Source organism: Variovorax sp. KBW07, from assembly GCF_003852515.1.
Classification (GTDB): Bacteria; Pseudomonadota; Gammaproteobacteria; order Burkholderiales; family Burkholderiaceae_C; genus Variovorax.
The window spans coordinates 1-10,539 of the sequence record NZ_QAJK01000227.1; the positions used below are offsets into that span (position 1 = coordinate 1).

The window sequence follows — 10,539 nt, forward strand, 5'->3', positions numbered from 1 at the left end:
GCGCAGAGCACACCATCGGCGCGAGCGCCTTCAGAGCGGTCGTTGATCGGCCAATGCGAGAGCAGCGCCCTCGTGCGACTGGCATCGGGTGCTCCGCGCAGCGAAATAAAGGAGGAGCGAAGCGGGGGACATTCGCGGAGCAGAGCACACCGTCGGCGCGAGCGCGCCCTGGAAAGCCACGCCTCGAATCAAGCGCAACGCGACGAACAGAACGACAAGGCTTCATTCAGTGGGAGTGACCATGGTCGTGACCGTGCGAATGGTCATGGTCGTCGAGCAGTTCCGGCGCGAGCACGAGCGGCTTCGGGCCTTTGCTGCTGGTGCTGGGGCTGTGCGAATGACCGTGATCGTGCGCGTGGTCATGGCTGTGGCCACCGCCGTGCGAACCGTACGCGCCGCCCTCGGGTTCGAAGGCTTCCTCGACAGCCACCACGATCAGGTGCATCGACCGGAGCATGTCGGCCAGTACGTGGTCGGGCTCGATTTTCAGGTGGTCGGGCTTCAGCTCGATCGGCACGTGGCGGTTGCCCAGGTGATAGGCCGCCCGCGTCAGGTCGAAGGGCGTGCCGTGGGCCGAGCAATGCGTGATGCGCAACACCGGCTGCGGCGCCGCGATCACACGTACCAGCGAGCCGTCTTCCGCCACCAGCACGTCACCGCCCCGCACCGCGGTGCCACGCGGCAGGAACACGCCGATCTGCCGGCCCTGCGAGTCGGTTGCGTCGAAGCGGCTCTTCTGGCGCACGTCCCAGTCGAGTTCGATGGTGGCGGCGCGCTTCAGCAGCACGGGCGCAAGGCCGCGGCCCTGCGGCATGAGTTTGTTGGCGGTGAGCATGGTGCAAAAAAGAGTGCCCGGGGCACCCGTTGGCTGGATGAATACCTTCGAGGATACGCAGCCTGTCAAGCAGGCGCATACCCCGGCTTCAAAACAGGAAATACCGCTGCGCCATCGGCAGCAACTTCGCCGGCTCGCAGGTCAGCAGATGGCCGTCGGCGCGCACCGCGTACGTCTGCGCGTCGATCTCCATCTTCGGCGTGTAGCCGTTGTGGATCAGGTCCTTCTTGCGCACGTTGCGGATGTTCTTCACCGCGCTGAGGTTCTTGGCTAAACCGTAGCGCTCCTTGATGCCCGAGGCCAGTCCGGCCTGCGAGACAAAAGTCAGCGAACTCTTCGCCAGCGAGCCGCCGTACGCGCCGAACATCGGCCGAAAATGCACCGGCTGCGGCGTCGGGATCGATGCGCTGGGGTCGCCCATCGCGGCCATCGCGATGGTGCCGCCCTTCAAGATGGTGAAGGGCTTCACGCCGAAGAAGGCGGGCTTCCAGATCACGATGTCGGCCCACTTGCCGATCTCGAGCGAGCCGACCTCGTGCGCGATGCCGTGCGCAATCGCCGGGTTGATCGTGTACTTGGCCACGTAGCGCTTGGCGCGGAAGTTGTCGTTGCGCTCGCTGTCTTCGGGCAGCGCGCCGCGCTGCACCTTCATCTTGTGCGCGGTCTGCCAGGTGCGGATGACCACCTCGCCGACGCGGCCCATGGCCTGGCTGTCGGAGCTGAACATGCTGATCGCGCCCAGGTCGTGCAGCACGTCTTCGGCGGCAATGGTTTCCTTGCGGATGCGCGACTCGGCAAAGGCCAGGTCTTCGGCAATGCCGGCGTCCAGGTGGTGGCACACCATGAGCATGTCGACGTGTTCGTCGAGCGTGTTCACGGTGTAGGGCATCGTGGGGTTGGTGGAAGAGGGCAGGAAGTTGGCTTCGCCCACCACGCGCAGGATGTCGGGCGCATGGCCGCCGCCCGCGCCTTCGGTATGAAAGGCGCAGATGGCGCGGCCGCCCACGGCGGCGATGGTGTTCTCGACAAAGCCCGATTCGTTCAGCGTGTCGCTGTGGATGGCCACTTGCGTGTCGGTGGCCTCGGCCACGTCCAGGCAGTTGCTGATGGCCGCGGGCGTGGTGCCCCAGTCTTCGTGCAGCTTCAGGCCGATGACGCCGGCGTCGATCTGCTCGTGCAGCGCGGCCGGCAGGCTGGCGTTGCCCTTGCCGAGAAAGCCGAGGTTCATCGGGAATGCATCGGCCGCCTGCAGCATGCGTTCGATGTGCCAGGGGCCGGGCGTGGCGGTGGTGGCGAAGGTGCCGGTGGCCGGGCCGGTGCCGCCGCCGAGCATGGTGGTCACGCCGGAAGACAGCGCCTCTTCGATCTGCTGCGGGCAGATGAAGTGGATGTGGCTGTCGATGCCGCCCGCGGTCACGATGTTGCCTTCACAGCTGATGATCTCGGTGCCGGGGCCGATGACGATGTCGACGCCCGGTTGCACGTCGGGGTTGCCGGCCTTGCCGATGGCGGCGATGCGGCCGTCTTTCAGTCCGATGTCGGCCTTGACGATGCCCCAGTGGTCGAGGATCAGCGCGTTGGTGAGCACGGTGTCGACGGCGCCTTGCGCCCTCGTGCGTTGCGACTGCGCCATGCCGTCGCGGATGGTCTTGCCGCCGCCGAACTTCACTTCTTCGCCGTAGCCGCCGGCGCGCAGCGTGTAGTCGGCTTCCACTTCAATCAGCAGTTCGGTGTCCGCAAGGCGGACCCGGTCGCCGACGGTAGGGCCGAAAATTTCTGCGTAGGCGCGTCGCCCGATGGTGGCCATGCTTTAGAGCTTTCCTTGAACGAGGCCGCGAAAGCCGTACACGATGCGATCGCCTGAAAAATCGACCAGCTCGACCGTGCGCTGCTGGCCCGGTTCGAAGCGCACCGCGGCGCCCGAGGCGATGTTCAGGCGCATGCCGCGCGCGGCTTCACGGTCGAAGCCGAGAGCGCCGTTGGTTTCGGCGAAGTGGTAGTGCGAGCCGACCTGGATCGGCCGGTCGGCGGTGTTTTGCACGACCAGCGTGAGGGTGCGGCGACCGGGGTTGAGCGTGTGCTCGCCGTCGTCGGTGAGGAGTTCGCCGGGGGTCATCGCGATCAGACGGCCTGTGCCAGCAGCGTCGCACCGAGTACCACCACGGCCGCGCCAGCCACGCGTGGCAGCCATGCGTTGGCGTGGCGCAGGGCCCAGCCGAGCGCGATGCCCGCAAGGTGCAGCAGCACGGTCGCGCTGACCATGCCGGCCAGCGTGAGCGCGGCGCCTTGCTCGCTCGCGAGTTCGTGGCCGTGTGCCACGCCGTGGAAGACGGCGAACACGCCGACCACGGCCATGGCGACGACCGCGGGCAGGTGAATGCGCGTGACCACCAGCAGGCCCAGCACCAGCAGCGAGGCCGCGATCATCGGTTCGACCGCCGGCAACTGCACGCCGGCCAGGCCCATCAACGCGCCCACGAGCAGCATGCCGGCAAAGGCCAGCGGCGCCCACAGCAGGTCGGGCCAGGCGCGGCGCGCGGCCAGCGCGCTCCACAGGCCGACCGCCACCATGGCGGCCAGGTGGTCGGCGCCGGTCAGCGGATGCATGAAGCCGGTGGTGAAGCCGTGGTGCATGCCGCCGTCGACGCCCGTGTGGGCGCTGGCTGCGAGCGGCAGCAGGAGGGCGAGCAGGGCGAGGGTTCTGGAGGTGGCGGTGTGGCGCATGGAAAGTCTCTCTTTCTTTCTTTGTTGTTCTGGAATGTCGGGTGTCAGACGATGGGCTGGTGGACGGTGACCAGCTTGGTACCGTCCGGGAACGTGGCTTCGACCTGGATGTCCGGGATCATTTCGGCGATGCCGTCCATCACGTCGGCGCGGGTCAGCACGGCGCGCCCTTCGCTCATCAGCGCCGCGACGCTCTTGCCATCGCGGGCGCCTTCCATCACGGCGGCGGAAATCAGCGCGACGGCTTCGGGGTAGTTGAGCTTCAGCCCCCGCGCCTTGCGGCGTTCGGCCAGCAGCGCCGCGGTGAAGATCAGCAGCTTGTCTTTTTCGCGCGGGGTCAGTTCCATGGGATCGGCATCGGGTGGCGGAGAGAGGCGGCCATTATGGGCAAGGCTTTCCCTTTGCAACAGTCGTGCCGTGTTCGCCAAATGTCGTACGGATTGCACGGAAAGGAAGCCCCGGCGCAGCGAGCGGGGCGATGCACAAAGGAATGTGGGGGTACCGTGTGTGCGTCGCCGGTCGAGTTGCCCGAGGTGGAAAAAAGGGCGCGCCGGTGGTCGAACGCAGGGAGGAACAAAAAAATGCAACCGCAAGCAGGCGCGAAGATCGGCTTTCACAAGTCGAACAATTTCATGCGTTCCTGGTCGCCGCAGACCGGCGAGATCTGCCGCGAGGAGGTCGCGCTGTCCATGAGCCGGGCGCCGCCGCTGGTGCGGGACCAGCCCGTCGTCGCGTTGGCCGAGAAGGCATCGGTGGAGGGGCCTTCGCAGAAGAAGGCCAGGGGAGATCCTTACGTCAACGCCGTGCTTCGGGCTGTCAAGGCGGCGGAGGCGGTGTCGGGTGCGGTGGACGGGTTCCAGCGGTGGTTGAAGTCGCCTTCGCCGCCCCCGGCTCCGCCGAAAGAGAAGCAGAAACCTGTCCGGACCGTACCTCCGTTCGACATTCAGGACATTCCGGGGGCGATGCGAAAAATCGGCGCGCCGGTGGGCGCGGACTTGATGGACAAGTGGTTTGCGGGGGCGTTGAACTATCCGCCGACGCCAAAAGACGAGCGAAACGGCATCAACCAGAACGGCGTGCCGTATCCGCCGGGCATGATCGACACCACGTCCGTCAGGATCGAATGGGTGCTGAGGTTTGCCAGGGCGAGGAAGGGACTGAACGATCTGGTGTCCCAGATCGAGACGGTGGCCGCGCGAAAAGCAATCTCCAACGCATTGCGCCCGTACCAGAACCGGCTCGATATCTGGCCCTGGCTGGAATGCCAGGGCGATATCGTGCGTTTTCACAAAGAGTTCCAGGTCCAGAAAACTCCCGTGGAGGGCACTCTGGGGCAGAAGCTGGCGCAATTCGTCACGCAGTCGATCTCCAATGAAGGCATTCCAGACGATCTGACTTGCGCCCTGGGCTCCTTCAATCTCTATGCCGCAATTTCTCACGCCTACTTCGATCACAAGAACAAGTCGGCTGTCTTGACCCACATCTCCGTGTATGTCAAAGACAACTTCACGTTCACTGACGAGACAAGCGGAGCGTCGCAGTACCTCGGGCATTGGAGCCCCAGCCATGTGGCGGTCGTTCCCACCCACGAAATAGCTGCACTGGCGAACGTCGGGTGGCTCGACTACCCGGTGGTGCAGGGCAATGTGTACGCGAAGGATGCAGTGCTGTATCCGGTCAAGAACTCGGACTTTCGCGCTTGGCAGCGCAAGCACAACCAAGGCGGCGACTTCATCATCTACACGGACAGGACCACGGTGAAACTCGACACGCCGATCAGGGTGGCGTTGTGATGCCCGGCCTTCGCACCATGCTGCGCCGAAGTGTCCGTGTCATGCGGTTGGCGCTCTGCGTCGCGGTTGTTCTTCTTGGCGTCAAGTATTGCTTCGAGGCGAAGGCCCGTTTCCGTGCCGACGGCCATCCCGAAGCGTGGTGGAGCGAGGTTTCGCCCGATCGGGATGAAACCTACACGGCCCGACTCGCCTTCATCGGCCGAACCACGATTCTGCTGAGGCTCTATCGCACCGGTGACCCGACGCTGCTGGCGGAACGCTCATACACAGAGGCCGGCGTTGCACTTCGTTGGACGGACGACGGGTGGTTGATCTACGACACATCCGACACCTCTTATGAAGAAGGCTCCATCCGGCTTCCGCCGACTCGCCTCGACAACCTTCTCGCCAAGCTTCCCTGAGCCCTCGTCTGCCAAGGAGGGCGGCGGATGGCACGAAAGCTGCACCGAAACGGTGTGAACCCCGCCGACACGCCAACCACCCCCGACGACGCCCCGCAGCGCATCGTCAAGGTCCGGCGCGACTACAACAGCTGGGTGGCGAGCGAAACGCTGGAAGACTATGCGCTGCGCTACACGCCGCAGCGCTTTCGCAAGTGGTCCGAATGGCGGGTGGCCAACACGGCCTTCGGGGCGGCGTCGTTCCTCATTCTGGAGGCGGTCGGGGCCACGCTGCTGGTGCAGTACGGCTTTGCCAATGCCTTCTGGGCGATCCTGGCGACGGGGCTCATCATCTTCCTGGCGGGCCTGCCGATCAGCGTGTACGCGGCGCGCTACGGCGTCGACATGGACCTGTTGACGCGGGGCGCCGGCTTCGGCTATATCGGCTCGACGCTGACCTCGCTGATCTACGCCTCGTTCACCTTCATCTTCTTCGCGCTCGAGGCGGCGGTGATGGCCTATGCGCTGGAGCTGGCGCTGGGCATTCCGCCGGTCTGGGGCTACCTGGTGTGCGCGCTGGTGGTGATTCCGCTGGTCACGCACGGCGTGTCGGCCATCAGCCGGTTGCAGTTGTGGACGCAGCCGCTGTGGCTGGTGATGCTGGTGGTGCCTTTTGTCTTCGTGCTGGTGCGCGATCCTGGTGCGTTTGCGGGCATCGTGCACTACGACGGGGTGAGGTCTGGCACCCAGGGTTTCAATCTGCACCTGTTTGGCGCTGCCCTGACGGTCGGCATTGCGCTGATCACGCAGATGGGCGAGCAGGCCGACTACCTGCGCTTCATGCCGGCGCGCACGGCCGCGACGGCGCGGCGCTGGTGGGCCGGCGTGCTGGCGGGCGGGCCGGGCTGGGTGGTGCTGGGGGTGTTCAAGATGCTGGGCGGTGCGCTGCTGGCCTACCTGGCCATCACGCACATGGTGCCGACCGAGCGCGCGGTCGATCCGAACCAGATGTACCTAGCGGCCTACGAGTACGTGTTTCCGAACTACGGCTGGGCTGTGGCGGCGACGGCGCTGTTCGTGGTGATCTCGCAGCTGAAGATCAACGTGACCAACGCCTATGCGGGCTCGCTGGCCTGGAGCAATTTCTTCTCGCGCGTGGCGCACAGCCACCCGGGGCGCGTGGTGTGGGTGGTGTTCAACGCGCTCATCGCCTTCATGCTGATGGAGATGAACGTGTTCGAGGCGCTGGGCGACGTGCTCGGGCTGTTCGCCAACATCGCCATCGCCTGGATGATGGCGGTGGTGGCCGACCTGGTCATCAACAAGCCGCTGGGGCTGTCGCCGCCGGGCATCGAGTTCAAGCGCGCGCACCTCTGGGACATCAACCCGGTGGGCGTGGGCGCGATGGCACTGGCCTCGGTGCTGTCGATCACCGCGCACCTGGGGGTGTTCGGCCCGCTGGCGCAGGCCTTCTCGGCATTGATCGCGCTGGGCACGGCGCTGGTGGCGTCGCCACTGCTGGCTTGGGCGACCGGCGGCAAGTACTACCTGGCGCGCACCTCGGGGCCGGGCGGGGCGGTGCTGTTCGCGCCGGCGGCCGGCCCGCGCGCGGTGCGCTGGGCGCGCATCGAGCGCGATGGCGCGGACGGCGAAGAAGGAAGCTACCAACGCCTGAAGGTGCAGCACTGCGTGATCTGCGAGCGCGAGTACGAAGGGCCCGACATGGCGCATTGCCCGGCCTACCAGGGCGCGATCTGCTCGCTGTGCTGCACGCTCGACGCGCGCTGCGGCGACCTGTGCAAGCCGCACGCGAGCCTGTCGGCGCAATGGTCCGCTGTGCTGCGCTGGCTGCTGCCGCGCCGCGGCTGGCGCTACCTGGACACGGGGCTGGGGCACTTCCTGCTGCTGATGCTGGTCATCGTGCCGCTGTTGGCGGTGGTGTTCGGCGTGCTCTACCAGCAGGAGCTGCGCGCGCTGAGCGAAAGCGCGCTGGAGCTGGCGTCGATGGCGGGCGTGTCCGAGGCCTGGTCGGGCGTGCAGCAATCGTCGCTGCGCTCGGGCTTTCTGAAGGCCTACATGGCGCTGCTGGTCATCGCGGGCATCGTGGCCTGGTGGCTGGTGCTGGCGCACCAGAGCCGCAAGGTGGCGCAGGAAGAATCGAACCGCCAGACGCACCTGCTGGTGCGCGAGATCGAGTTGCACCGCGAAACCGACCGCGCGCTGCAGGCGGCCAAGCAGACGGCCGACGATGCCCGCGAAATTGCCGAGCAGGCCAAGCTTGCGGCGGAGCAGGCCAGGCAGGCGGCCGACCAGGCCAACCAGGCCAAGAGCCGCTACATCAGCGCCATCAGCCACGAGCTGCGCACGCCGCTCAACAGCATCCTGGGCTATGCGCAGCTGATGGGCGAAGACCCATCGGTGCCGCCGCACCGCCAGCAGGCGGTGGCCGTCATCAAGCGCGGCGGCGAGCACCTGCTGTCGCTCATTGAAGGCACGCTGGCCATTGCGCACATCGAGGCCGGCAAGCTCACGTTGCATGCGCGGCCGATGCGCTTTGCCGACACCTTGCGCGAGCTGGCCGACATGTTCGAGCTGCAGGCGGCCGAGAAGGGGCTGCAGTTCCGCTTCGAGGCCGCGGGGCCGTTGCCCGAGGTGGTGCGCGCCGACGAAAAGCGCGTGTGCCAGATCCTCATCAACCTGCTGGGCAACGCGATCAAGTTCACCGCGGTGGGGCAGGTCACGCTGCGGCTGGCCTATGCGCGCGAGTTTGCGTCGGTCGAGATCGAGGACACCGGCCCCGGCATGCCGGCCGAAGACATCGAGCGCATCTTCGAACCCTTCGCGCGCGGAAATTCGGCGGGGGCTTCGGGTGTAGCGGGCGCATCAGCGGCGCCGGGCGCGGGGCTCGGGCTCACCATCGCCAAGATGCTGACCGACCTGATGGGCGGCGAAATGAAGGTGCGCAGCACACCGGGCGAGGGCTCGCTGTTCTGCGTGCGGCTGTTCCTGCCGCGCGTGCACGACATGGCCGTGACCGCCAACCTGCCCGTGCCGGTGCAGCGCGCGCGGCGCGGCTACGAAGGTGCGCGTCGCCGCCTGCTGGTGGTCGACAACGAGGAGGCCGATCGCGACCTGCTCGGCCACGTGCTCGCGCCGCTGGGCTTCGAGCTGCGCAGCGCGGCCAGCGGGCACGATGCGCTGGACCTCATCGCCGCCGGCTACCGGCCCGACGCGATGTTCGTCGACCTCGCCATGCCGGGCATCGACGGCTGGGAAACCATCCGGCGCGCACGCAAGCTGGGGCTGGTCGATGCGGCGGTGGCCATCGTTTCGGCCAACGCCTTCGACAAGGGGCTCGACAACGACGTGGGCATTGCGCCGGAAGACTTCTTCGTCAAGCCGGTGCGGCACACCGAGCTGCTCGACTGGCTCGAACGCAAGCTGGTGCTTCGCTGGACCGACACCGCAGCCAAGCCGGCGGTTGCAGTCGCTCCGCGCGCCATGCAGGCGCCGTCGCTCGCACGCCTGCGCGCACTGGAAGAAGCCGTGAGCCTGGGCTACTTTCGCGGCATCATGAACCAGCTCGACGACATCGACGCCGCGCAGCCCGAGTGCGTGGCGTGGACCGAAGCCCAGCGCGTGCTGGCCCGCCAGTTCCAGTTCGAGGCCATGAGCCGCGCGCTGGCCGAAGCCGTGAGCGCGCCATGACCCCGACGACCCCACCTCCCACCATGGAAACATCGCCACTTGCCCGGACGCTGCGCGAGCAGGGCGCCAACAGCGACCTCGTGCTGATCGTCGACGACGTGCCCGACAACCTCGCGGTGCTGCACGACGCGCTCGACGAGTCGGGCTACACGGTGCTCATTGCCACGAACGGCGAGCAGGCGCTGCAGCGCGCCGCGCAGGCACGGCCCGACATCGTGCTGCTCGACGCGATGATGCCGGGCATCGACGGCTTCGAGGTGGCGCGCCGGCTCAAGGCCGATGCCGCGACGGCGCACATTCCCATCGTCTTCATGACCGGCCTGACCGAGACCGAGCACCTGGTGGCCGCGCTGGAAGCGGGTGGGGTCGACTACGTCACCAAGCCGATCAAGCCGAAGGAAGTGCTGGCGCGCATGAACGTGCACCTGCAGGGCGCCCGCCGCGCGCGGCAGGACGCGCAGCAGGCCGGCCAGGCGCGCAACGCGCTCGACGCCTTCGGCTACGCGAGCATCACGGTGCGGTTGCCCGAGGGGCGGCTGATCTGGCAGACGGCGCTGGCGCGCGACCTGCTGCAGCGCTACTGCGATACGCGCGCACCGGAGACGCCGCCCGCGGTGCTCGACTGGCTGCGAAGCCACACGCCCGATGCGCGCCAGCGGGGCATCGAGCCACCGGCGCTGTCGATTGCGCAGGGCGCCCGCAGCCTGACGCTGCGGCTGCACCAGCAGACGAGCAGCGACGACGAGGGCGACGAGTGGATGATCATCATGCGGGAGGTGTCGGACACGGGGGTGATCGAGGCGATGAGCCTGAGCCTGAAGCTCACGGCGCGCGAGGCGGAGGTGCTGTACTGGGTGGTGAAGGGCAAGACGAACAAGGACATCGGCGAGATCCTGGGCAGCAGCCCGGCCACTGCCAAGAAGCACTTGGAGCGGGTGTACGTGAAGCTGGGTGTAGAGACGCGCACGGCAGCGGCGGGTGTTGCCATCAAGCGCATCCGTGAGCTGCAGCCGCAGTTCGAGATCTGAGTGCTTGGTCTGGCCATCTGTTTGGGACACGGTTCGTTCGGGGCACGGGTTCATTCTTTGGCTTGTGCGAC

Annotated in this window: 9 protein-coding genes; 4 read left to right on the top strand and 5 right to left on the bottom strand. The window is 66.9% G+C overall.

Going from position 1 to position 10,539, the window contains the following annotated elements; genetic code table 11:
- Positions 1-226: 226 nt before the first annotated feature.
- The 5 genes from ureE to DBV14_RS32260 all read right to left on the bottom strand — a co-directional run bounded on the left by ureE (position 227) and on the right by DBV14_RS32260 (position 3,906).
- Positions 227-835 (bottom strand): urease accessory protein UreE, encoded by a 609-nt coding sequence (ureE, locus tag DBV14_RS32240; RefSeq protein WP_124466039.1) that lies wholly within the window; start codon positions 833-835, stop codon positions 227-229.
- Between the two features lie 88 nt (positions 836-923).
- Positions 924-2,642, bottom strand: coding sequence for an urease subunit alpha (gene ureC, locus DBV14_RS32245; protein WP_124466042.1), 1,719 nt, complete (start codon positions 2,640-2,642; stop codon positions 924-926).
- 3 nt (positions 2,643-2,645) lie between these two features.
- Positions 2,646-2,951: an urease subunit beta gene (locus DBV14_RS32250; protein WP_081267911.1), complete on the bottom strand. Its 306-nt coding sequence runs from the start codon at positions 2,949-2,951 to the stop codon at positions 2,646-2,648.
- A 5-nt stretch (positions 2,952-2,956) separates the two neighbouring features.
- Entirely contained in the window at positions 2,957-3,559 is a 603-nt protein-coding gene (locus DBV14_RS32255; RefSeq protein WP_124466045.1) for a HupE/UreJ family protein, read from the bottom strand.
- A gap of 44 nt (positions 3,560-3,603) precedes the next feature.
- On the bottom strand, positions 3,604-3,906 hold the full coding sequence (locus DBV14_RS32260) for an urease subunit gamma (protein WP_124466048.1): 303 nt from the start codon (positions 3,904-3,906) through the stop codon (positions 3,604-3,606).
- Between the two features lie 234 nt (positions 3,907-4,140).
- Between DBV14_RS32260 and DBV14_RS32265 the strand changes: the two genes are divergently transcribed.
- Genes DBV14_RS32265 through DBV14_RS32280 form a run of 4 tightly spaced genes read left to right on the top strand, consistent with a single transcriptional unit; the run spans position 4,141 to position 10,468 of the window.
- Positions 4,141-5,352, top strand: a complete 1,212-nt coding sequence (locus tag DBV14_RS32265) for a DUF6402 family protein (RefSeq protein WP_124466051.1) — start codon at positions 4,141-4,143, stop codon at positions 5,350-5,352.
- Between the two features lie 41 nt (positions 5,353-5,393).
- Positions 5,394-5,753, top strand: a complete 360-nt coding sequence (locus DBV14_RS32270; RefSeq protein ID WP_124466054.1) for a hypothetical protein — start codon at positions 5,394-5,396, stop codon at positions 5,751-5,753.
- A gap of 27 nt (positions 5,754-5,780) precedes the next feature.
- On the top strand, positions 5,781-9,440 hold the full coding sequence (locus tag DBV14_RS32275; RefSeq protein ID WP_260397306.1) for an ATP-binding protein: 3,660 nt from the start codon (positions 5,781-5,783) through the stop codon (positions 9,438-9,440).
- Between the two features lie 23 nt (positions 9,441-9,463).
- On the top strand, positions 9,464-10,468 hold the full coding sequence (locus tag DBV14_RS32280) for a response regulator transcription factor (protein WP_124466061.1): 1,005 nt from the start codon (positions 9,464-9,466) through the stop codon (positions 10,466-10,468).
- The last annotated feature ends 71 nt before the right edge of the window (positions 10,469-10,539 follow it).